At 69.6% G+C, this 23507-nt stretch carries 18 protein-coding genes; 10 read left to right on the top strand and 8 right to left on the bottom strand.

All coding sequences use genetic code 11. The annotated features are described in order from the left end of the window. The first annotated feature begins 25 nt into the window (after positions 1 to 25). Both BM290_RS35365 and BM290_RS35370 read left to right on the top strand, forming a co-directional pair. Positions 26 to 322: a hypothetical protein gene (locus BM290_RS35365; RefSeq protein ID WP_093620304.1), complete on the top strand. Its 297-nt coding sequence runs from the start codon at positions 26 to 28 to the stop codon at positions 320 to 322. Between the two features lie 76 nt (positions 323 to 398). Then, positions 399 to 1202 carry a hypothetical protein gene (locus tag BM290_RS35370; protein WP_093620305.1) on the top strand — a complete coding sequence of 268 codons (804 nt, stop codon included), beginning with the start codon at positions 399 to 401 and terminating at the stop codon, positions 1200 to 1202. A gap of 137 nt (positions 1203 to 1339) precedes the next feature. On the opposite strand, the gene BM290_RS35375 is transcribed toward BM290_RS35370, so the two are convergent. After that, a complete protein-coding gene (locus BM290_RS35375) occupies positions 1340 to 1564 on the bottom strand; it encodes a DUF397 domain-containing protein (RefSeq protein WP_373871131.1) in 225 nt (74 codons plus the stop codon). A gap of 30 nt (positions 1565 to 1594) precedes the next feature. Continuing rightward, positions 1595 to 2443, bottom strand: a complete 849-nt coding sequence (locus BM290_RS35380) for a helix-turn-helix domain-containing protein (protein ID WP_093620306.1) — start codon at positions 2441 to 2443, stop codon at positions 1595 to 1597. Positions 2444 to 2684: 241 nt separating this feature from the next. On the opposite strand from BM290_RS35380, the gene BM290_RS35385 reads away from it, so the two are divergent. From BM290_RS35385 to BM290_RS35395, 3 genes are read left to right on the top strand one after another with little or no spacing between them, the layout of a single operon-like run. After that, a complete protein-coding gene (locus BM290_RS35385; protein WP_177320026.1) occupies positions 2685 to 3326 on the top strand; it encodes a GOLPH3/VPS74 family protein in 642 nt (213 codons plus the stop codon). Continuing rightward, complete coding sequence (locus tag BM290_RS35390; RefSeq protein WP_307837969.1) at positions 3323 to 4960, top strand: APC family permease; 1638 nt, start codon at positions 3323 to 3325, stop codon at positions 4958 to 4960. Before BM290_RS35385 ends, BM290_RS35390 begins: the two co-directional genes overlap by 4 nt. Next, complete coding sequence (locus tag BM290_RS35395) at positions 4957 to 5577, top strand: GNAT family N-acetyltransferase (RefSeq protein ID WP_093620309.1); 621 nt, start codon at positions 4957 to 4959, stop codon at positions 5575 to 5577. Before BM290_RS35390 ends, BM290_RS35395 begins: the two co-directional genes overlap by 4 nt. A gap of 4 nt (positions 5578 to 5581) precedes the next feature. On the opposite strand, the gene BM290_RS35400 is transcribed toward BM290_RS35395, so the two are convergent. Next, positions 5582 to 6154: a hypothetical protein gene (locus BM290_RS35400; protein WP_093620310.1), complete on the bottom strand. Its 573-nt coding sequence runs from the start codon at positions 6152 to 6154 to the stop codon at positions 5582 to 5584. A gap of 543 nt (positions 6155 to 6697) precedes the next feature. Between BM290_RS35400 and BM290_RS35405 the strand changes: the two genes are divergently transcribed. Beyond that, positions 6698 to 8371: a cellulase family glycosylhydrolase gene (locus BM290_RS35405; protein WP_093620311.1), complete on the top strand. Its 1674-nt coding sequence runs from the start codon at positions 6698 to 6700 to the stop codon at positions 8369 to 8371. Between the two features lie 345 nt (positions 8372 to 8716). Here the strand turns inward: BM290_RS35405 and BM290_RS35410 are convergent, their stop codons facing one another. The 3 genes from BM290_RS35410 to BM290_RS35420 form a co-directional block, all read right to left on the bottom strand. Beyond that, on the bottom strand, positions 8717 to 9343 hold the full coding sequence (locus tag BM290_RS35410; RefSeq protein ID WP_093620312.1) for a LysE family translocator: 627 nt from the start codon (positions 9341 to 9343) through the stop codon (positions 8717 to 8719). Positions 9344 to 9940: 597 nt separating this feature from the next. Beyond that, on the bottom strand, positions 9941 to 12787 hold the full coding sequence (locus BM290_RS35415; RefSeq protein WP_239143943.1) for a glycoside hydrolase family 3 protein: 2847 nt from the start codon (positions 12785 to 12787) through the stop codon (positions 9941 to 9943). A 535-nt stretch (positions 12788 to 13322) separates the two neighbouring features. Next, on the bottom strand, positions 13323 to 14636 hold the full coding sequence (locus BM290_RS35420; RefSeq protein WP_093620313.1) for an ROK family transcriptional regulator: 1314 nt from the start codon (positions 14634 to 14636) through the stop codon (positions 13323 to 13325). A 210-nt stretch (positions 14637 to 14846) separates the two neighbouring features. On the opposite strand from BM290_RS35420, the gene BM290_RS35425 reads away from it, so the two are divergent. The 3 genes from BM290_RS35425 to BM290_RS35435 are packed head-to-tail and all read left to right on the top strand — an operon-like array spanning position 14847 to position 18456. Continuing rightward, entirely contained in the window at positions 14847 to 16520 is a 1674-nt protein-coding gene (locus tag BM290_RS35425) for an extracellular solute-binding protein (protein WP_143134035.1), read from the top strand. Further along, a complete protein-coding gene (locus BM290_RS35430; protein ID WP_093620315.1) occupies positions 16517 to 17524 on the top strand; it encodes an ABC transporter permease in 1008 nt (335 codons plus the stop codon). Before BM290_RS35425 ends, BM290_RS35430 begins: the two co-directional genes overlap by 4 nt. After that, positions 17521 to 18456 carry a carbohydrate ABC transporter permease gene (locus BM290_RS35435; RefSeq protein WP_093620316.1) on the top strand — a complete coding sequence of 312 codons (936 nt, stop codon included), beginning with the start codon at positions 17521 to 17523 and terminating at the stop codon, positions 18454 to 18456. Before BM290_RS35430 ends, BM290_RS35435 begins: the two co-directional genes overlap by 4 nt. Here BM290_RS35435 and BM290_RS35440 read toward each other — a convergent pair. Continuing rightward, positions 18453 to 20582, bottom strand: a complete 2130-nt coding sequence (locus tag BM290_RS35440; RefSeq protein WP_093620317.1) for a glycosyl hydrolase family 95 catalytic domain-containing protein — start codon at positions 20580 to 20582, stop codon at positions 18453 to 18455. The genes BM290_RS35435 and BM290_RS35440 overlap by 4 nt on opposite strands. Before the next feature lie 48 nt (positions 20583 to 20630). On the opposite strand from BM290_RS35440, the gene BM290_RS35445 reads away from it, so the two are divergent. Further along, entirely contained in the window at positions 20631 to 22565 is a 1935-nt protein-coding gene (locus BM290_RS35445) for a beta-galactosidase (RefSeq protein WP_239143944.1), read from the top strand. Here BM290_RS35445 and ftrA read toward each other — a convergent pair. Next, a complete protein-coding gene (ftrA, locus tag BM290_RS35450; protein ID WP_093620318.1) occupies positions 22527 to 23477 on the bottom strand; it encodes a transcriptional regulator FtrA in 951 nt (316 codons plus the stop codon). The two genes, BM290_RS35445 and ftrA, sit on opposite strands and share 39 nt — an antisense overlap. Between the last annotated feature and the right edge of the window lie 30 nt (positions 23478 to 23507).

The following is a 23507-nucleotide window of genomic DNA, read 5'->3' on the forward strand; positions in this document are numbered from 1 at the left end:
AGCCTTATTAAGGTATTTTCAGGACATGACGACGGGCCGGAGCAGTGCGCTGCCACGGTCGCTGTCCGTCCTTGTCCTCCTGGTTCTGGCGCTCTTCTCGCCCGCGTCCGGGGCTCTGCCGGCGGCCTCCGGCCCCGTGATCGCCTCTTGCGCGAGTGCCGAGCGGGTGGCCCGTACCGCTGAGGAAGCCTCACCGGCCACCCTCGAACCGGGCGCCGCACCGCCTGCCGTGAGCAGTCCGGCCGCGGACCGCGCCCCCGCGCTGACCTCGCAGGACACCGCCCGCGCCGCGGTCTCCCGCGCCCCTCCGCCCGCCGTCTGAGACCTGCGGGCGCCCATCGGCGCCCGGGGCGAAGCCTGCGCTGTGCGAACCTCCCCACGAGCGGACGGAAACCGCCATGAACATCCTTGCCGAGATGCTGCTGACCGAGCCGGCCCCGATGGCCATCTGGGCCGCGTTGATGCTGCTCACCCTGCCCGCGCTGGTGGTCCTCGCGAATCCCGACGGGGTGCGTGACCCAGTGGCGGCGCTGCTGGAGGCGGTGCGCTTCGTCCGGCGGACCCGGCGGCGGCGGGCCGGGCGGCGAGCGGCGGAGGCGGCCGAGGCGCAGGCCGCGGTGCGTTTCGCGCTGGAGTTGCGGGTCGCGGCCGCGCAGGCGGCGGACGCGGTCGACAGGTGGCAGGCGCACTGGCAGGCCGCCGCCGATCGGGTGGACGCGGCGTGGGCGGCGTTCCAGGCGGCCGACGCGCGCCTGGCCCGCAGCCGGGCGACGACGGCCTTCGGCGCGCCGTGGACACCCCGAGACCCCGCGGAGTACGCCGCCCGCGAGCGCTTCCTGCACGAGGGGGTACGCGCGGCGGTGTCCCGCGCCGACCTGCCGGTGTCGGCCCTGGCCGCCGTGCTGGCCGGTGGCGGCGGGTGGGATCCGTGCCTGCACCCGGCCGAGCAGGAGATCGTGCTGCACCGGCGGTGCGCGGAGCATCGGGAGCGGGCCTACCGAGCCGCTGTCGCCGCCGAGCGGACGGCCTGGCACGACACGCAGCTGGCGCGCCGTGGCCGGGACAGTCTGCAACGGGAGGCGGAGATCGCCGAGTCACGGGTGGCGACCTGGCCGATCTTCATCACGGCTGCGGGTGACCTCCCGCTCACTGTCGGAAACGGTGGTCACCGATTGTTCCCGGCCCACTCCGGAAATGGATGACGGAATCCATTTCACGTTTCCTGAATGCGTGATCGCCCGGTCGCTGGAAGCGACCGGGCGCTGCCGTCCGGGTGCACATCGTGAAAGTCCGGGCCTCAGCTCGAGCCTTCCATCGCTGCGAACCTATCGGTAGGCTTTCACGAAACGATGTCGAATTCGCCGTCCTTGGCTGAGTCCACGAAGGCGGTCCACTCCGCCGACGTGAACATGAGGGCCGGTCCCATCCGGTCCTTGCTGTCACGGACGGCAATTCCCTGGTCGAGGAATGCGACCTCGACGCAGTTGCTGCCGCCGGTCCCGTTACTACGGCTGCCCTTCCTCCAGACAGCTCCGTCGATTTGGTGCGCGAGCAACTCAAGCACCTCCCTTCGATGTGAGATTCCGCGGGAGTGCTAAGCGACGAGCAGACCCTCGATCATCTTGATGGTCGTGCGATGGTCGAGCGCCATGTCACTCAATCGCTCGAACTCCTGCCGATACCAGTCAACCATGTCTGGTTGTTCCTCGTACAAGTCTCCCGCAAGACCTTCCATATAAACAACATCCAAATGGGTGGTCTCTCGGAACTCCAATAGCGCCGCCGGACCGCTCAGGAACGGGTGCGCACCTGCGGAGAAGGGCAGTATCTGCAGGAAAACATTTGGCAATTTAGCTATCTCGATTAAATGGCGCAGCTGCTCGGTCATGACCTCTCGATCGCCGATCACCCGGTGCAGCGCTCCCTCGTCCATGAACGCCGACAATTCGAGCGGGCGATCGCTGGTGAGCCGGCCCTGACGGGTCTGACGCAGCGCGATCCGCCGGTCGATGTGCTCCTCGGGGTCGGTGGGCCGACCGCTTCTCATCAGTGACCGCATGTAATCGGGGGTCTGGAGCAGCCCCGGGATCAGCACCGGCTCCCAGGTCCGCATCGCCGACGCGGCGGCCTCCAGGCCCACGAAGTTGCCCGGGCGCATGATGTCGCGATAGTCGGTCCACCACGTGCGCTCGCGGGACTGGCGGGCCAGCTCGACCAGCGCCTCGCGCATCGTCTGGTCCCGCACGTTGTAGAGGGTCAGCAGGTCACGGACGTCCCGCGGGGTGACCGCGACGCGCGCGGTCTCGATGCGGGTCACCTTGGCGGAGTGCCACTCGAAGTGTCGGGACACGTCCTGTTGTGTGAGGCCGGCGGCCTCCCGGCATCGTTTGAGCTCCGCCCCGAGCCGGCGGCGTCGCAGCGTCGGACCCTCTATATCGGACACCTGGACTCCCTACGGTCCTGATGAAGTCGATATTACGACCGCGCTCGCGCGATCCGGATACCCATTTCATGATCGCAAATCTCGAATGATCAAATACTGCGGGTACTGAATAAGAAGTCTAGTACTTCTTGTATTGACCTTGATGTTGGGTACATGATGCTGCGGACATCGAGTTCTGTCTTGTTTCCTACATTCCTAGGTAAAAGATCATTGGAACTTGCGTCTAAGGGGCGTGGACGGAGTGTTGGCTGACCAGTATTACCTGATCGCACACGAGGACCGCACCGGGCGGTCCCGGCTGCATCCTCGTGCGACCGGCCTGGGGCTGGCTGCCGCATTACTCGCGGAGTTGGTCCTCGAAGGCCGCATCGCCGTCAGCGACGGCGACCTGATCGTCCTCGACCGGCGCCCACCTCGCGACGCGCTCAACCACGACATCCTCGATCTGCTCAACGCCCAGCCGCAGCACCGCGACATCCGCACCTGGCTCGCCTTCCTCGCGCAGGACTCGGCGCTGCGGGTGGCGGAGCGGCTGATGCGGGTCGGCGCGGTCGAGCTCGTCACCAAGCGCCGGATGCTCGGCACCACACAGACCCTCTACATGCCCAACACCGCCCGCCAGCGCAACGCGGCCGCCTGGGCCTCCACCCGGGTGGCGAACATGCTGGTCCGCGGCATGGAGCTGAACGTCACCGACCGGATGCTCGTCGGGCTGGTGGTCTCCACCGGACTGACCCGGCACGTGATGTACGGGTTCGAGAACTACCCGCACATCTACCACGCGCTGCCCAGCATGATCGCCTCGTTGCCCGGTGATCTCCGGGAGCTGGTCGAGTGCACCGAGGCCCTCGTCGGGTCCGCGCTGGCGGTCGGTCGCCGGTGAGCCCCGGACGCCATCAACGACGACGGGACAACGTCGACCGCTGGGCCGGCACGATGCTGAACGAGCTGAACCGTGAGGCGGCCGCCAAGCGCGGCGCCCCCGGTTCGGACATCATCAGCGCGGCCCTCGCGAACAACCGGCTCGGCGTCTCGTCGGTGGTCTTCTTCGGCGTCGCCGGGGCCGCCCCGCTCACGGTGATCATCGGAGCCATCACGACGGTCTACGCGGTGGTCGGCAACACCGCGCTGCCCCTGGTCTACATCGTCGTCGCGGGGATCCTGTCGATCTTCACGGTCGGGTTCGTGGCGATGAGCCGGCACATCGTCAATTCAGGGGCCTTCTACTCGTACATCAGCCATGGTCTCGGCCGTGAGCTCGGCGTCGCCGCGGCCTTCGTGGCCCTCCCGGCGTACGCCATGATGCAGATCGGTCTTTTCGGACTGTTCGGTGTGGTCGCCGCCGGCATCCTCGGTTCACTCGGGCTCAACGTCCCGTGGGTGGCCTGCGCGCTGTTCGCCTGGGCGATCATCGCGGTGCTCGGCATGCTCTGGGTCGACCTGAGCGGCAAGGTGCTCGGCGTCCTGCTGATCGCCGAGATCGCCGTGGTGCTGGTCTACGACCTGGTGATGGTGGCCAATCCGCGCGACGGCGCGGTCAGCGTCGCGATGCTCAACCCGGCGCAGTTGCTGACACCCGAGGTCGTCGCGATGATGGTGCTCGCGATCGGCGGGTTCACCGGGTTCGAGGCGACGGTCGTGCTCTCCGAGGAGGCCAAGGACCCGAAACGGACCATCTCCCGCGCCACCCACCTCGCGGTGCTGCTCGCCGGCCTGATGTGTGCGGTGTCCGCCTGGGCGATGTCGGTCGGCGCGGGCCCGGGCCGGATCGTGGCCGACGCCCAGCGGGAGCAGACGAACCTGGTCTTCAGCCTGGTCAGTCCACATGTGCCGGACATCATGATCACCATCGGCTATCTGCTCTTCATGACCAGTATCTTCGCGGCGCTGCTGGCCTTCCACGCGGCGGTGTCGCGCTACCAGTTCGCCCTCGGCAGGGAGCGGATGCTGCCGAGCCGGTGGGGTTACACCCACCCGCGGACCGGCGCGCCGGTGGTCGGCTCGATCACCCAGAGCGTGCTGTCGCTGATCGCGATCCTCGCCTACTGGTTCACCCACGCCGACCCGCTGGTGCAGCTCTTCGGATACCTCACGGTGGTCGGCGGCCTGGGCGTGCTGATCCTGATGTGGGGCACCTCGGCCGCGGTGATCGCGTTCTTCGTGCAACACCCGAGGCTGGAGAACGTGTGGCGCGGCCGGGTCACCCCGGTGATCGCGTTCTTCCTGCTCAGCATCATCCTCTTCGCGACCGTGGTGGGGCTCGGCGACGTCCTGGGGCTGGCCGAGGACTCCATCTTCAACTGGGCCTTCGCGGCCGGGTACGCGGTGCTGGCGGTGCTCGGCGCCGGCTGGGCGGCGATCGTCCGTTACACCAAGCCCGATGTGTACGCGGTGATCGGCCGCGGTGTGGAGCGCCGGACTCTCTTCGAGTTCCCCGAGCCGCCCCGCCCGCACTCGCACTCGATGGCCTTCCAGGACCACTATTCGACGACCAGCTCAGGTAGGGAATCCCGATGACGTACGCCATCCAGGAACTCGTGATCCGCCACGTGTCGCCGTTCGACACCGAGGAGATCACCGACCTCGTGGCCGAAGCGATGTGGGACGGACCGGTCGCCCGCTGGCTGCACCCGGACGCCGCCGAGCGCCGGCGTCTGTCACCCGGCTACTTCGAGATCTTCGTCGAGTACGCGTTGCAGTACGGCGAGGTCTACAGCACCGCCGACGCCGACGACGGCCGGATGTGCGGGGTGGCCCTGTGGTTCCCGCTGACCGCGATGATCCCGCCGCCGATGGACTACGAGCGCCGGGTCAAGGAGGCCTCCGACACCGCCTTCCACCGTGTGCAGCAGCTGGACGCGGCTCTGGAGGCGGAACACCCCTTGGAGCCGCATCACTACCTGGCCTTCCTCGCGGTCCGGCCGGGCCGGCAGAACGAGGGCATCGGCAGCGCCCTGCTCGACCGGCACCACGCCCGTCTGGACCGGGCCGGCATCCCGGCCTATCTGGAGGCGAACGACCCGCGCAACCGCGATCTCTACCTCCGGCACGGATACCGGGTCCGGTCCGTGATCGACCTTCCCGACGGACCGCCGCTCTGGGCGATGTGGAGGGCGCCTATGAACCTGAGCTAGAGGATCAGGCGGCAGCTCTCAAGCTCGGTGCCGCCGGGAACTCGTAGATCCAGAACGACTGCTGGTCCAGGCACTCGGCGCGCATCGCGCCGCCGGACAGGCGCTTCAGCATCAGCCGGACGACCCGGCCGAAATTGCGCTCGTCGTCGTTGTACCGGCAGTAGTCGATCCCGATCATCCCGTTCCGGGCGGCGGCGGTCTGCTGCATGGCCGTGACCAGTTCCGAGAAGGCCCGGGTGTCACGGGCCTCGGTGCCGACCGCGGCGAAACCGACGTACCAGATGCGCTTCTGGGCGTACATCTCGGGCCATCGGCGCTCGAAGTATTCGGGTGCGATCAGGGGCACCGCATAGAGGTCGTTGGTGAACGTGGACAGGCCGCAGAGCTTGCCGTCGTCGTTGAGGCAGAGGTACTTGTCGACCCTCGGGTCGCGCATGACCTCTTCGAACTCTGACCGATACATCAGGTGACGTTGCACGGCGAGGGAGCGGAGGTCGCGGAACGCGCCTTCATAGAGATCCCAGGCTGCCTTGTGCATCTCATCGTCGGTGATCTGGTCGATGATCTTGACAAGCATGGCTGCTCCCCGCGTTTCATCGTACTCAAGGCGATCGATGATGTTGGGCTTTAGAGTACGAAGGGTTTTGGCGCCGCGACAATATGTGTTCGCGGAAATTGTGTGCCAATCCTGATTGGAGGTACGCCGTTCGAAACAGCGAGTATGCAACTTGCGTAGTTGCAGGTAGACGGCCGCATCTGACCCGTTCGAACCCTTGTCGCAGTTCTTCGCCGGAGACAGGTTAATCGGTTTACTCGAAGCGCATGATTCGGTGAGTCAGCCTTTTGGTGGAATGCACCGAGTACTAGCCTCCGCGCGCTGAACGTCGTGCGTTCGCCTTTTTGCCGAATGGTCGGCGCGCGATGAGGGATCACCCTTCGACGACGCAGCGGGTGATCGGTGCGGGCCGCACGGGACGGGCCGTCCGGGCGAGGAGCGCATCCCCCTCTCGCTCAGGCGGCCCGTCCATCGCTGTCCATCCCTTTTCATCGATTGACATAGTTTGACGTCCATACATAGTCTGCCGAGATCAGACCCCACGCGTGTCCTCCTAGGAGCGTCATGTCGCGCCTGTTCGGCAGATTGCTCGTCCTCGCCCTGCTCGCCGCCGGCCTGTCCACCGCGGGCCCCTCCGCGGCGGGCGCGCGCGAGTCCGTCCGTACCCCCGCCCAAGCCGTCGCCGCCATGCAGCCCGGCTGGAACCTCGGCAACACCTTCGACGCCACCGGCGACGACGAGACCTCGTGGGGCAATCCGCGAGTCACCCGCGAGCTGCTCGCCGGCATCCGTGACCAGGGCTTCAACAGCATCCGCATCCCCGTCACCTGGGGGCAGCACCTCAGCGCGGACCTCGTCGTCGACCCGGCCTACCTGGCCCGGGTCCGTGAGGTCGTCGGCTGGGCGCTCGACGAGGGCTTCTACGTGATGATCAATCTTCATCACGACTCGTGGCAGTGGATCGCGACCATGCCCACCGATCACGACAACGTCCTCAACCGCTACAACGCCGTCTGGACCCAGGTCGCGGCCGCCTTCCGGGACGCGTCGCCCCGCCTGGTCCTGGAGAGCGTCAACGAGCCGCAGTTCTCCGGCAGCTCCGGCGACGCCGAGAACTACGCCCTCCTGGCCGAGCTCAACACGTCCTTCCACCGGATCGTGCGCGGCTCCGGCGGAGGCAACGCGACTCGACTTCTGGTACTACCCACGCTGCACACCAACGCCGATCAAGGCCGGCTGGACGCCCTCACGGCCGAGTTCGCCGCCCTGCACGACCCCCACCTGATCGCCACCGTGCACTACTACGGATACTGGCCGTTCAGCGTCAACGTGGCCGGCGGGTACCGGTTCGACCCCACCGCACAGGCCGATCTGCTGGGCACCTTCGAGCGGCTGCGTACCTCATTCGTCAACAAGGGCATCCCGGTCATTCTCGGTGAATACGGTCTGCTCGGCTTCGACCGGCACACCGGCACCATCGAACAGGGCGAGAAGCTCAAGTTCTTCGAGCTCTTCGGACACCAGGCCCGGATCAGCAGGATCACGACGATGCTCTGGGACAACGGGCAGCACTTCGACCGTGCCGCCGGAGTGTGGCGCGACACCGAACTCTTCGGACAGATCGCCTCCAGCTGGCGCACCCGATCCGGCACCGCCGCCAGTGACCTGCTGTTCGTCCGGCGCGGCACACCGGTCACCGCCCAGACCATCACCCTCAACCCCAACGGCACCGGCTTCACCCACGTCAGGCTCGGCGCCGCGACGCTGCGCCGCGGCCCCGACTACCAGGTGTCCGGCGATCAACTCACCCTCAGCGCGGCGTTGCTGTCACGGCTTCGGGGGTACGGCGCCCGCACCTCCCTGACACTGCGGTTCTCCCGCGGCGTCCCGTGGCGGCTCGACGTCGTCACCTTCGACACCCCGGTCGTGTCCGCCGCCACCGGAACCACCGCGGCGTACGCCGTACCCACCACGTTCAACGGCGACCAGCTCGCCACCATGACCGCCACCTACGCCGACGGCACCAACGCCGGACCGCACAACTGGACCCCGTACAAGGAATTCGATCGCGCCTTCGCCCCCGACTACCCGGCCGGCGCGATCAAGCTGACTCCGGAGTTCTTCGCCGAAGTCACCGACGGGGCGCCGGTCACGCTGAAGTTCCTCTTCTGGAGCGGCGAAACCGTCACCTACCAGGTCACCCGCAACGGCGCCGAGGTAACCGGAACCCCGGCCTGACAAGCCACCGGGCGGCGGCGACGGTTGGGCCACTGTCGCCGCCGCCCGGTCCACCGCAGCCGGACTCCGGCCTGCTTCGCCGGCGGGCCTGGTCCGGGCTGGTCCGGTTTGGTTTGGGCCGGCTCATCTCCGTTTCGGCAGCGCTGGCAGCCAGCCGGACTTCGGCCTGCTTCGCCGGCGGGCCCGGTCCGGGCTGGTCCGGTTTGGTTTGGGCCGGCTTGTCACCGTTTCGGCAGCGCTGACAGCCAGCCGGACTCCGGCCTGCTTCGCCGGCGGGCCCGGTCCGGGCTGGACGTGAGGGTTGCCGTCACGGGCGGGAGACAGCCCTGAGGACCAGTCGGGTCATTAGGTGGTGGCCAGGCGCAGGCCGAGGGCTACCAGGACAGCGCCGGTAACGGCGTCGAGCGAGCGGCGCACGGCCGGACGGGACAGCACCCGGCGCAGCGCGGCCACCAGGTTGGCGACCACCACGAACCAGGCGATCGTCACGCCCACCGCCACCAGCGACAACAGCAGCACCGCACCTGCCGAGCCGTCCACCGGCGCGAACTGCGGCAGCACCGCCACGAAGAAGACGCCACACTTCGGGTTCAGCACGTTCGTCAGCAGGCCGTCCCGGAACGATCGCCACAGGCTTCCCCCGGCACGCCCGCCCGGCGTCTGGTCCGGGCCCGCGCCGCCGCGCCGGGCGGCGAGCAGCGCTGTCACCCCGAGCCACAGGAGGTACGCCGCCCCGGCCAACTTGACGACCGTGAACGCCACAGCCGACGCCGCCAGCAGAGCAGCCACCCCGAGCGCGGCAGCCACCGACCAGATGAACACACCGGCCGCCACCCCGGCCGCAGCCATCATCCCGTGCAGCCGGCCCGCCGCGACCGAGCGCCGCACCACGATGGCGAAGTCCGGCCCGGGCGACACCGCGGCCAGCCCGATCACACCCGCAAACGCCAGAGCCTGCCCCACATCACTCATGCCCCGATCCTCACCCACCGTCCCGACCCCGGCCAGCCCCACCCCTGCTTCCCGACCCCAGGCACAGAGCCACCCGCTGGCGGCCGGCCCGCGCCGTCGTGTCCCGGCTCCGGATGTAGTGTCGCCTGCTGGTCACCGGTCCGTATCGCCGTTCCCCGGTCCCGGATGTGGTGCCGCCTGCTGGCGGCCGACCCGCGCCGTCGTTTCTCGGTCCCGGATGTAGTGCCGCTTGCTGGCCACCGGTCCGTATCGCCGTTTCCCGGTCCCGGATGCGGTGCCGCCCGCTGGCCGTCAGCCCGTGCCGCTGCTTCGCGGTGCCGGATACAGCCCTGACGGCTAGCGGTTCTGGATCTTGCTCGGCTAGCGCCCAGCGCTGTATCCCGGCCGCAGTTACCGCGCTGGCTGCTGGCCGGGGTTGGCGGACCTTGCCCGGTCAGCGCGCACCGCTGTTCCCCCGGAGCGCTGGGGCTGGCCGGTGTCGATCTTGCCCGGCTGGCGCGTAGTGCTGTTTCGGTGGGGCGGATGCGGCGCTCGGTGCTGGCGGGGTTGGGCTTCGAGGGCCGGCTGATGGGGGCTTTGGGCGGGCGGGGAAGTGGGTCAGCTGAAAGAGAGGGTGGCCAGGGTGATTTCTGGGTGGCTGAACAGGACGAACAGGGCGTGCGTGCCTGTCACCTGAGGGATGGGGGCGGTCGGAGAGCCGGGGTCCGCGGGCAAGGTGGCCAGGATCGGGCCGGCGAGTGGGTCGTCGAGGCGGAGGGTGATCGTCGCTTCGGTGGAGGTGTCAGGGGCTGTGGGGATGGCGGTGGTGGGGAAATGGGCGGTCACGCTGGAGAGCGGCTGGGTGAAGGTGACGTCGTCGAAGACTGCCCAGGCGGTGGGGTGGGTGCTGCGGAGGGCCTCCCCGGGAAGGGTGGGGATGGCCACGGGGGTCGTTCCGGCGTACCCATCGTTGTCGATCATCTTGAGTGTGGACCTCGGTGACCTGGCCGGGATTCTCTCGCCGCGGACGCGCAGTGACGCGGTCCGACGCCAATCGGCGCTCGAGGAACCGACCGCGATGGTGTGCGTGGCGTCCTCGATCACCCAGCGGGAGCGTGTGACGTCCCAGAAGGCCAGGTCGGCGGCGGGGAGCAGCAGGTCCACGGTGGATCGCTCGCCGGGGGCCAGGCGTACGTGACGGTGGCCGCGCAGGCGGCGCAGCGGCTGCTTGACCCGGGAACTCTGCTGACGGGTGTAGAGCTGCACGATCTCGACGCCGGGGCGGTCGCCGGCGTTGAGCACGTCGACGCGTACCGTGACCTCGCCGTCCGGGTCGATCGTGTCGGCCGTGACGTGCAGGTTCTCGTAGGTGAACCGCGTGTAGGACAGCCCGTGACCGAACGGGAACAGCGGCACGCCCCGGAAATAGAGGTAGGTGGCGTCGCTCGCGATGATGTCGTAGTCGAGCAGGTCGGGCAGTTCAGCGGCGTCGGCGTACCAGGTCTGGGTGAGCCGGCCGGCCGGGTCGACGGGTGCGCCCGTCCGGTCGGCGCCGAACAGCACGTCGGCCAGGCCCGTCCCGTGCTCCTGGCCGCCGTGGGACGACCACAGCAGCGCGGGCAGGTTGTCCTTCGCCCAGCCGATCGCGTACGGGTAACTGCTGGTCAGCGTCAACACGGTTCGCGGGTTGGCGGCGTGTACGGCCCGGAGCAGGGCGTCCTGGGTGCCGGGCAGGTTCAGGTCGCGGCGGTCCTCGGTCTCCCGGCCGGCCACCAGCGGGTGGTTGCCCAGGGCCAGCACCACGACGTCGGATCCGGCGGCCAGCGCGGCGGCCTCGGCCACCCCGTCCACCAGCAGGTCCACGGTGAAGACGGTGGCCTCGGCGGTGGTCTCCGCGGCGGTACGGACCAGGCCGTCCCCGCCCGCGACCAGGTAGCGGCCGCTCTGCACGTGGCGGATCACCGCGCCGACGCCCGACTGCTGCAGGCGGAAGGTCTCCCGTACCTCCCAGCCGTTGGGTCCCGGACGGTCACCGACCAGCAGATGATCCTTGGGGCCGAGCCCGTCGGCGCCGACGAACCCGGTCGCCGACCGCAGGGAGAACGTCTCCTCGCCCCAGTCGAACACGTCGAAGAGGGCGGCGTCCGGAACGTCGTCGGCGGCCAGCACCCGCAACGGCCCGTCACCGGCCACGAGCAGCCCGGCCGCACACCGCAGCGCCACCCGGTCGGCACCCTCGTGGAAGGTCACCGCCTCGGCGCCGAGCCGGTCGGCGAGCGCGGCGCGCAGTGTCCGGCGGTACGGTGGCGTGCCGCTGTACCAGTCGTCGAACGTCGTGTCGCCGAGCGGCCCGATCACCGCCACCCGTCCCACGCCGGCCGGATCGAGGGGCAGGATCCCGTCGTTGGCGAGCAGCACGACCGAGGCACGGGCCGCCTCCCGGGCCAGCGCACGGTGCTCAGGGCAGTCGATCACGTCAACACCGATGCCGCGGTACGGGTCCTCGTCCGGATTGAACTCGCCGAGACGGACACGGACCGACAGGATGTGCCGGACCGCCGCGTCCACGTCGGACTCGGTGATCAGCCCCCGCTCCAGCGCCGTGGTGAACGACGTCTCGGACAGCGGCCCCGGCTCGGTCACGCAGTCGATGCCGGCCCGGAGCGCCGCCGCGAACCCGGCCGCATGATCGTCGAACAACTGCTGGTCACCGGCGAGATTCTGCACCGCGTAGGCGTCGCCGACCACCATCACGTCGTCCTCGGCCCAGCCCCGCAGCACCTCGTTGATCAGTGGGCTGAGGTGCGTGGGCCGACCGTTGATCAGGTTGTAGGACGCCATCACGGCGACCGCGGCGCCGGCCGCGATGGCCGGACGGAACGCCGGCAGTTCATACTCGTGCAGCACCCGCGGGGGCATGTTGCTCGACGTCAGGCAGCGATCGGTCTCGTTGTTGTAGGCGAGGAAGTGCTTCAGGGTCGGCGCGGTGCGCAACCAGCGCGGATCGTCGCCGCGCAACCCTTCGGAGTACGCGGTGCTCAGCAGCCCGGTCAGCCAGGGATCCTCGGCGTAGCCCTCCTCGTTGCGGCCCCACCGTGGGTCGCGCAGCAGGTTGACGACCGGCGCCCACACATTGAGCCCGACCCTCTCCGGATCACGGTGGTGCATGGCCCGCACCTCGGCGCCGACAGCCGCGCCGACCCGCCGCAGCAGGTCCGGATCCCAGCTGGACGCGAGACCGACGGCCTGGGGGAAAGCGCTTGCCGTGCCGAGCCAGGCGACGCCGTGCAAGGCTTCGGTTCCGGTGCGGAACGATCCGATCCCGAGACGGGGTACGGCGGTCTGGTGCTGATGCAGGAGGGCGATCTTCTCCGCCAAGTCGAGCCGGCCCAGGAGGTCGGACACCCGCGCGGCGAGCTTCTGCTGCGGATCGCGAAAGACGATGCGAGAGGGGGATGCGGTCACAACGTGTTCCTTCGGGCCGAGCCGCCTTGTCGAAGCGCTTCGACAGTGCGGCGAAAGAAGCCTCCGCGAGTGGTTTCGCGAATGTTTCGAACGGAGTTCCCTGAGGCTCGCACCACAGTTACGCCTCGGTCAAGGCGCAGCGGGCATGTTCGGTCATCGATTGTTACCCGCCGATCAGCCCGCACCCAGGCGGTATGCGCCCACTTCGCCCCCATTGACCCTTACCCATGGAGTGTCGTCGTCCATGGTGGGGTGGCGGTCGCGGCGATGCTGTGACCGCCCACTGTTCAAGATCGAGACGGTGGGCGCCGGTCTCGGTCGGGAGAAACCTCTCGGAGGTGGGGCCGGGTGTTTCGGCGACAGCCGCCGTCGGGGCGCACGTTGTCCGTTGGTCGGCGCGGGTCCGCGTGGTGGCGCGTCGCTGGGTGGCCGGTAAGGGTTTCAGGCGGGTGACCCGGGAAGGCGTCGGGTGGGTGGCAGGGAAAGGGTTCCAGGCGGTGGCCGGGTCGGGTGGGCGCTGGGTGTGGAGGTGTGGTCAGTGGGCCGCTGCGGGTAGGGCGCCGGTGTCGATGCGGTCCAGGTGGGTTACTGCTCCGCCCAGGGCTGCGGCGTGCAGGCCCAACCGGGAGGCAGCCAGGCGGGTGCCGCCGGCGGAGGGGGCCAAGGTGTTGCGGGTCAGTTCTGCTTCGGCGGATGGCAGGATCCACTCGGCCAGAGTGGCGTAGTGGTCGCCCAGCACGATGACCTCGGGGTTCACCAGGTTGGCCAGCAGAGCCAGGCCCTGGCCCAGATGGCAGCCGGTGTCCTGTAGCGCGGCGAGCGTGTCCGGGTCGCCGGCCCTTGCCTGGTTTGCCACCTGCTCGACGGCTGGGGTCAGGTCGGTCAGCGCTGCGGGGGTGAGGCCGGGCAGGGCGCGCCGGACCAGTTGCTCGATGCCGGCCAGGTCGGCCAGGGTGGGGGAGCCCACCGGGCCCAGCCTGAACTGTCCGATCTGGCCGGTGAAACCTCGGGAGCCGTGCACCAGGCGGCCGTCGACGACGATTCCGGCCTCTACTCCCGCCGCGCCGGTGACGTAGGTCAGGTCGGACTTCACCGCGTGATCGCCGTGCCGTAGTTCGGCGATTGCGGCGACGCCCGCGTGGTTGGTGACGGTGACGTCGAGCCCGGGCCGGCGTAGCGAACCGGAGAGCAGCTCGCGCAGGTCCACATTCTCCCAGCCGAGTGACGGTGACAGCTGGACCGTGCCGTCGTCGGAGATCAGGCCGGGCGCTGCCACGGTGATGCCGACGACGTGCCGGCCCTGCTGCCGGACCCGGGTCGCGGCACGCTGCGCCAAGGCGACCAGCGCGCTGATCATCCGGCCGGGGCGGATCGTGGCGTGGCCGCCACGCGAGCCGGGAGCGAGGCCGCCGGAAGCAGGGGCGCCGGGGGCGGAAGCAGGGCTGGCGGAGGCGGGAGTGTGGGAGGGCGGGGCCTCGGTGGCGGGGGCGCCGTCGAGGTGGCGGTGCCATAGGAGGATCTGGTCGCCGGCGAAGTCGACGGCTACCGCTGTCAGGCGGTCGGCGGTCATCTGCAGGCCGATGGCGGCGTAGGCGGAACCGTCCAGGGCCAGGGCGGTGCCGGGCCGGCCGATGCGGTTGCCGCTCGAGCCCGTCTCGCGGAGCAGCCGCTGGTCGAGCAGGGCTCCGGTCAGGCTGGAGACGGTGGCCTTGTTGAGCCCTGTCGACGCGGCGATCGCGGCGCGTGAGCTGGGGCCGTTGGCGCGCAGGTGCCGTAGGACCACGGCCAGGTTGGTGGCGCGAACGTCGGTGAAGTCGGCCGGTTGTGGGTCGGCCCGGGTGGTCTTCACATCAAGCCCCGCTCTCGGCGCGTCGCGTGCTGTCCGCCTGGTCATCTTGCCGCATCACCGCGGTTCGTCGTCTCCCCTGGTCGGTGCCGGAACGTGGGTGCGCTCCCATTTCGATGCTTGTCGGGTCGGCACCACGTCAGTTAGCTTGTCTTCGATGTACTTAGTTTAGACGCTAACCAAACTAAACCCATAACGGAAGGGTGGTGCGCCGTGGCTGGAGCGATGGAAGGCGCGTCGACGAACAGGCGGAACTTCCTCGGACTGGTCGGCCTCGGTGCCGCCTCCCTGGCCAGTGGCGGGGTTCTCGCCGGTTGCAGCAAGGACCCGAGCAGCAAGGGCTCGGCCACCAACGCCCAGCAGGCCGCCGGGCTGGTCCCGCAGTTCAAGGACTCCACCCTGGTCCAGCCGGACGTCAAGGGCATCCGGCCGATGGCGGACGGCTACGTGAAGTACCCGACGTCGCTCGTCGACGCGATCAGCGAGAAGGTGATCACCAGCGGCAAGCCGGTCACCGCGACCACCCCGTGGTGGGGCCCGGCGCCGCCGGCCGGCAACAAGCTGAACGAGGCGGTCAACGCCGACCTGGGTGGCGCGATCAACTTCAGCATCCAGGACGGCAACACATACGGCGACAAGCTCAACACCATGCTCGGCGCCCGGGACGTACCCGATCTGACCTGCATCCCCGGCTGGGAGGTGGCCAAGCTGGCCCGCTTCTCCGAGGGTGTGCACGCGCTGTTCGAGGACCTGACCCCCTACCTGGCCGGTGACAAGGTCAACGCGTACCCCCTGCTCGCCGGTCTGGAGACCGCGGCCTGGCAGGACTCGGTGTGGGGCGGCAAGCTGATGGGCGTCCCGTTCCCGACCGACGCGCCGTACCCCTCGGTGCTCTTCGTCCGCAAGGACGTCACCCAGGAGCGCGGCGTCGCGGACCCGACCACCCTGGACGAGCTCTACGAGTTCGGCAAGAAGATGACGAACGCCGACAAGGGCGAGTGGGCCTTCGGTGACATCTGGCTCGAGGTGCAGCAGATCTGCGGCGCCGGCGGCTCGGAGAACGGCTGGATGAAGGGCGCCGACGGCAAGGTCGTGCACCGCATGGAGCTGCCGCAGTACAAGCGGGCCGTCGAGTTCATGGCTCGGCTCTACGCCGAGAAGCTGGTCCACCCGGAGATCGCGGCCAGCAAGGGCGGCGACGTCACCACGCTGTTCAAGGGCGGCAAGCTCTTCATGTACGGCACCGGCGGCGGCTCCTGGAAGGAGACGTGGCGTCCGGCCGTACAGATCAATCCGAAGTTCAACATGCAGGCCGTCAAGGTGTTCGGCGCGGACAAGGGACAGGCACCGGTTCGCTGGCGGACGCGGCCGGCGATCCTCTGGACCTTCGTCAAGAAGGGGCTCGGCCAGGAGCGTACCCAGGAGCTGTTGCGTGTCCTGAACTACACCGCGGCGCCGTTCGGCACCAAGGAGTGGGAGCTGCAGAACTACGGGGTCGAGGGCACGCACTTCAAGCGGGACGCCAGTGGCGCGCCGGTCACCAACGACCTGTGGGTGAAGGAGTTCGCCAACCAGTTCATCTTCCTCGGCGGGCGCCCGCCGGTCGTCGTCGGCGGCCCGGACATCCCGACCTACGCCGCGGACTTCGTGAACTGGGGCAACGACGCCTCGAAGTATCTGGAGACGAACCCGTGGGACGGCATCAAGGTGGAGACGCCGACCCAGATGGCCGCCATCGCACAGCCCACCGAGGACAAGATCACCGACATCCTCAAGGGCCGTACCCCGGTCAGCGACTTCGACAAGGTGGTCTCGGAGTGGCGCGCCGCCGGCGGCGACGCGGGCCGTGACTTCTACGCCAAGGTTCTGGCTGACAACGGACGATGAGCGCGCCACCCGTCGCTGAGCCGCAGTCCACTGCGGTGAGGGCGAAGAAGAAGGTCAAGGCGGTCTCGCGGCAGCAGCTGTCCTTCGGGCAGCGGCTGCGGCGGGACTGGCCGCTGCTGCTCATGTGCTTCCCGGCGATGGCGTTGCTGCTGGTGTTCCACTACCTCCCGGCGCTCGGCAACATCATCGCCTTCCAGGACTACAACCCGTTCGTCGGCGACGACCCGCTGGAGGCGTTCCTCTACAGCGAGTGGATCGGGTTCGGGAACTTCGAGTACCTCTTCAAGACCCAGGCTTTCTGGGACTCGGTGACCACCACGCTGTCGATCACCGCGTTCCAGCTGGTCTTCTACTTCCCGATCCCGATCGCCCTGGCCGTGCTGCTGAACAGCATCATGTCGCCGCGGATCCGGTCGCTGGTGCAGAGCATCGTCTACCTGCCGCACTTCTTCAGCTGGGTGCTGGTGGTGTCGCTGTTCCAGATGATGCTCGGCGGGGCCGGACTCCTCGCGCAGACGCTGCGCCAGGCCGGGCACACGCCGCCGGAGATCATGACCAACCCGGACACGTTCATGTTCCTGATCACCTCGGAGGCGATCTGGAAGGACGCCGGCTGGGGCATGATCGTCTTCCTGGCGGCGCTGGCGGCCATCGATCCCTCGCTCTACGAGGCGGCGGCCGCGGACGGGGCCGGCCGGTGGCGGCGGATGTGGCACATCACCCTGCCCGGCCTGCGGTCGGTGATCGTGCTGCTGCTGATCCTGCGGCTGGGCGACGCGCTGAACGTCGGGTTCGAGCAGTTCGTGCTGCAACGGGAGATGGTCGGCCGGGAGGCGGCCGAGGTGGTCGACACCTACGTCTACTACCAGGGCATCGCGGTCCAGCAGTGGGGTGTCGGCGCCGCGGCCGGCCTGTTCAAGGCGGCGGTCGGGATCCTCCTGATCGTCGGGGCCAACAAGCTGGCGCACCGTTTCGGCGAGCAAGGGATCTATTCGAAGAGATGAGCGCAGACACCGTGGTCCGGCCGCGCCGCAACACGCTGCGGCCGGTGTGGGAGGAGCAGCCGTCGCTGCTCGGCCAGCTCGGCAAGGGCACGATCCTCACCCTGGTGGTGGCGGTCGTGGTGGTGCCGCTCTGGGTGGTCGTGGTGACCAGCCTGTCGTCCGAGAAGACGATCAACAGCGCCGGGGGGTACGTGTTCCTCCCGCGCGAGTTCAACCCGTCGGCGTACGTCGTGATCTTCTCGGGTGGGCAGATCACCGACGCGATCCTGGTGAGCACGATCGTCACGCTCGCCGGAACGGCTCTCAGCCTGGTCGTCACGGTGCTCGCGGCGTACGGCCTGTCCCGCCCGGGCACTCTCGGGCACCGGCCGATCCTGTTCTACTTCCTGCTGACGTTCCTGATCTATCCCGGCATGATCCCGAGCTACCTCGTGGTCACCGGCCTGGGGCTGAAGGACAACCTGCTGTCGCTGATCCTGCCGACCGCGATCAGCGCGTTCAACCTGGTGGTGCTGCGCGCGTTCTTCATGAGCATCCCGGGCGAGCTGTACGACAGCGCCCGCATGGACGGCGCCGGTGAGCTGCGTGTCCTGACCCGGATCGTGCTGCCGCTCTCCAAGGCGGTGACCGCCGTGGTCGGCCTGTTCTACGCGGTCGGGTACTGGAACGCGTTCTTCAACGCGATCCTCTACATCGACCGGAACGACCTGCAGCCGGTCCAGCGGGTGCTCCAGCAGTTCATCCTGGCCGGGCAGTCGCCGGCGTCGTCCGGTGCGGCCGTCGCCATCCCGGGCCTGGGCTCGACGGTCCCGCCGAGCCTGGCGATCAAGATGGCCGTCGTGGTCGTGACGATCGTCCCAGCGCTGATCATCTACCCGTTCGTCCAGCGCCACTTCACCAAGGGCGTGATCATCGGCGCCGTGAAGGGTTAGACCCGGTACGGGACGTTCGCCCGGAGGGTGACCGTCCCGGCCGGGCCGGACGGCAGTCCGAGGTGTACGGTGCGATCGACGGCGGAGGTCAGGACGGCCCGCACCGTGCCGGGGGACCAGTCCAGGTCCACGGTCACCGGGCCCCGGGCGACCAGGCCGTGGACCGAGCCGCTGGGCCAGGCCGCCGGACACGCCGGGAGCAGGTCGATCCGGGCGATGCCGTCGGCGCCGACGTCGCGGCTGCGCAGCAGCATCGCCGTCACCAGGGCCGGGGTGCCGCCGGCCAGGTCCACGTTGAACATGTGGTCACGGTTGTGGGTGGGCGCCATGTTCGGTCGCCAGTACGCCTCGGAGATCCGGGTCAGGGCCGCGTACGCCTCCTCGGCCAGCCCCAGGTGCGCGGCGGCCACACCGAGGAGCGCCAGACCGTACCCCATCTCGTCGGAGGCCTCGCTCAGCCACCACCGCAACCGGGCCCGCACCGCCCGCACCGCCGCGGCGCGCAGCGCAGGATCCTCGTCGAAGGCCGGATCCCCGCCGTAGTAGAACGGGTAGAGGTGGCTGCAGTGCCGGTGCTCGTGGTTGTCCGGGAACCGGGGGTCGACCCATTCGGCCAGCTCACCGGCGTCGTTGACGCGCATCGGGGGCAGCGCCGCGAGCAGCGACCGCCAGCGCAGGGCGTCGGGGTCGTCGAGCCCCAGCACGTCGTTGATCGTCAGGAGGCCCCGCAGCAGCGCGCCGACCGCCTGGACGTCGAGGGTGGCGTCGACGGTCGCCTGATCGCCGGAGCCGCCCGGGTCGTTCTCGGGGGAGTAGGACGGGCTGAACCGGGCGCGCCCGCCGCTGACGGAGACGAAGGACAGGTGGAACTCGGCCGCCTCGCGCAGGAACGGCAGCGCTCGCTCTCGGAGGAAGTCCAGGTCACCGGTGTGCTGCCAGTGTTCCAGGTAGAGGCGGGCCAGCCAGGCGGCCCCGGTGGTCCAGAACGTCAGGCACCAGATCGGCCCGAAGTGGTTCTGCCGTCCGTGGGTGCCGAGGTGGGCCGGCACGAACAGGCCGGGCATGCCGTAGAGGCGGCGCGCGTTCTCCCGGAAGTCGCCGATCTGCTCGTCGAGCAGGTCGAACAGCGGCGGCATCAGCTCCGGGGCGCCGGTCGGGTGCACGGCGAGCAGCGCGGCCTGCAGGTTGCCGTCGATGGTCCAGCCGCTGCGCCAGGGCGGCGCATACGTGCCGCTCCACACCCCCTGCAGCGTCGGCGGGCGGCGGCCGGTGCTGCTGACGATCGCGTACCGGCCGGCGTCGAACAGCTGCTCCGCGCGATGCCCGCCGAGGTCGAGACGGACCCGCCCGAACAGGTCGGCGTGCTCGGCGGCGTGCTCCTTCAGCAGGTCGTCGAAGCTCCCGGAGGGCAGTTCGGCGAGGGCGTCGGCCGGGGTCCGCGGTCCGGTCACGGTTCGGGCGAAGATCAAGACCCCTTCTTCGGTACGCCGTACGCGTACCGCCAAGGTCCATCCCCGCAGGGCTCCCGGCCACAGCGAACCCTCGAAGCGCCCGGTGAGGACCAGGTCGTCCCCGAGGCGGTCGACGGTGTAGTGGATCGGCCGTTCGGGAGTGCCGCCGATCGGCTCGACCCCGACCGTCCCGTCCGTGCCGGCGACCCGGACGACCAGCATGTCCGCGGGCCGGGACACGAACGCGTCGACGGTCACGCCGGTCCACTCCTGCCGGGCCACGCCGGTGCTGAAGTCGGTGCCGCGCAGGTAGCCGTCACCGGGGTTCGCCGGAGTGAAAGTCACTGTTCCCGCGCCGATCAGCGGATCTATCCAGCGCGTCTGCTCGTACCCCGGATGCTCCTCGACGGCGAGGTCGCAGACCGCGCGAGCCGCGTCGCGGAACCGGTCGGCGTCGAGCAGCTCGCGCAGCCGCGGCAGCGCCGGGGCGGTCAGCGGCGCCGGCAGCGGCTCGGTGACCGGCTGGAACAGGTCCTCGTGGGCCAGGGTGAAACGCAGCCGGGCGGGCGAGCCGTAACAGAGCGCGCCCTGCCGGCCGTTGCCGCTGATCAGCGCGCGCTCCCAGTCCTCGGTGGACTCGGCGTCACGGAACGACGGATTGACGTTGCTCTGCACGGCTCATATTTTGTTTAGAGTTCAAACTAATAGCAAGAGGTGGTCTGATTGCTCTTCTTCGGCGGCGACTACAACCCGGAGCAGTGGCCGGAGGAGGTCTGGGCGGAGGACGTCGCGCTGATGCGGCAGGCCGGGGTGAACATCGCCACGGTCGGCGTCTTCGCCTGGTCCGACCTCGAGCCGGAGCCGGGCCGGTACGAGTTCGGCTGGCTGGACCGGGTGCTCGGCCTGCTCCACGAAGGTGGCATCCGGGTCGCGCTGGCCACCCCGACCGCGTCGCCGCCGCCCTGGTTCACCCTCGCCCACCCGGAGGCGCTGCCGGTCACCGCCGACGGGATACGCCTCACCCACGGCAGCCGTGACACCTACTGCGTGTCGTCGCCCGCCTACCGGGCCGCCGCCCGCACCATCGCCGGCCGGCTCGCCGAGCGGTACGCCCACCACCCGGCGCTGGCCATGTGGCACGTGCACAACGAGTACGGCACCGACTGCCGCTGCGACGTCACGGCCGCCGCCTTCCGGCTGTGGCTGCAGAAGAAGCACGGCGACCTGAGCACCCTCAACGAGGCGTGGACCACGTCGTTCTGGAGTCAGCGCTACTCCGACTGGGCGCAGATCAGCCCGCCGCGCGCCACCCAGTACATGCCGAACCCGGCACACGTGCTCGACTTCCGCCGGTTCCTCTCCGACGAGCTGCTCGACGGGTTCATCGAGCAGCGTGACCTGCTGCGCGCCGCGAACCCGGACGTGCCGGTCACCACCAACTTCGTACAGGGCGGCTGGGTCAGCGTCGATCACGCGCGCTGGGCCGAGGAGGTCGACATCGTCGCCGTCGACCACTACCCGGACGACGCGGGCGCCGGCGCCGAGGAGCAGACCGCCTTCGCCGCCGACCTGGCCCGTGGCTGGGGCGGTGGATCGTGGCTGCTCATGGAGACCGGGCCCAACCTGATCTACACGTCCGGGCGGATGCACGCCAAGGAGCCGGGACGGCTCACCCGGCACAGTCTCGGGTACGTGGCCCGCGGCTCCGGCGGGGCGATGTACTTTCAGTGGCGGCAGCCGCGCGGCGGGGCCGAACTGTTCCACTCGGCGCTCGTGCCGCACGCGGGACCCGACACTCCCGTCTTCCGGGAGGCGATCGCGCTCGGGCGTACCCTCCGGAATCTCGACGTGGCAGCGACCGGCCAACCCACCGCGAGGGTCGCGGTGACCTGGGACGCGCCCTCGTGGTGGGCCCTGCAGGGGCCCGGTCTTCCGGCCGGGGACATCGACTACCTGGGCGCGGTGCGGCAGGCGCATCGTGCGCTCTACCGGGCCAAACTCCAGACCGACTTCGTGTTTCCCGGGGTGTCCACCGATCTCGGCGACTACCGGATGATCGTCGTGCCGCACCTCTACCTGGTCTCGGACGAAGCCGCCGCGGCGTTCCGGGACTACGTCGCCGCGGGCGGGACGCTCGTGGTCACCTACCTGAGCGGCATCGCCGAGCCGGACAGCCGGATCCGGCTGGGCGGTTACCCGGGCGCGTTCCGCGAGGTCCTGGGGATGCGGGTGGTCGAGTGGCACCCGCAGGCGCCGGGCGCCACTGTCGCGCTGTCCGCCGACCTCACCGCCGGGCGCTGGATCGAACGGGTCGAGACCGCCGGGGCCGAGACGATCAGCCTGTACGCCGACGGCCCGCTGGCCGGAGCGCCGGCGATCACCCGCAACCGGTACGGGTCCGGCAGCGCCTGGTATCTCTCCACCGCCCTGACCGACGACTCCCTGCAGACCCTGCTGCACGAGATCGCGGTGTCGGCCGGTGTCGAGCCGGTGCTGCCCGATCTGCCGCCCGACGTGGAGGCGGTCCGTCGTGGTGACCTGCTCTTCCTCTTCAACCACGGCGCCCGGCCGGCCACCGTGGGCGACGTCGTGCTGCCGCCCGGCGGGGTGCGGATCCGGTCAGCCGAGGTGGAAGGCGCGCCGGTAGGCCGAGGGTGACGTGCGCATCGCCTGCTGGAAGTGGTGGCGGAAGGTGACCGGGCTCTCGAACCCGACCGCGGCCGCCACCTCCTCGATCGGCGTCGCCGTCGTCTCCAGCAGCGCCAGGCTGGCGTGCACCCGCTGACCGATCAGCCAGCGGATCGGCGTCGTTCCGGTGGCCCGGGCGAAATGCCGCAGGTAGGTGCGCTCCGACATGTGCGCCCGCCGGGCCAGCGTCTCCACCGCGATCGGCGTGGCCAGGTTGCCCAGCGCCCACTCCATGCTGCGCGACAGCCGGTCGTCGGCGGGGTCGTCCGGCATCGGCGCCTCGATGAACTGGGCCTGCCCGCCGTCCCGGTGCGGCTGCACGACCAGGCGGCGGGCCACCAGGTTCGCCGCCTTCGAGCCGTGGTCGCGGCGGATCACGTGCAGGCAGAGATCCAGGCCGGCCGCGCTGCCCGCGCTGGTCAGCACGTCGCCGAGGTCGGTGTAGAGCACGTCCGCGTCGACCTCGACAGCCGGGTGGCGGCGGCGCAGGGTCTCCGCGTAACGCCAGTGGGTGGTGGCCCGGCGACCGTCCAGCAGACCGGCGCCGGCCAGCGCGAACGCCCCCGAGCAGATCGACATGATCCGGGCGCCCCGGGCGTGCGCTCGCCGGAGCGCGGCCACCAGCGCCGGGGACGGCTCGTCCCGGACGTCCGGCACCCCCGGGACGATCAGCGTGTCCGCGGCCGCGAAGACGTCGAGGCCGTGCTCGGTGTGCAGGGTCGCGCCGCCGACCAGCCGGACCGGGCCGGGCTCCTCGGCGCAGATGGTCAACGCATACCAGGGGAAGTCGAACTCCGGACGGGGCAGCCCGAACACCTCGGTGACGATGCCGGTCTCGAAGACGGACATCCCCTGATAGGCGAGAACGGCCACGGTGTGCATGGCGGGATCTTAGCGGTCGGTGTCGTCGCC

The sequence above is a fragment of the Actinoplanes philippinensis genome (assembly GCF_900113015.1).
Classification (GTDB): domain Bacteria; phylum Actinomycetota; class Actinomycetes; order Mycobacteriales; family Micromonosporaceae; genus Actinoplanes; species Actinoplanes philippinensis.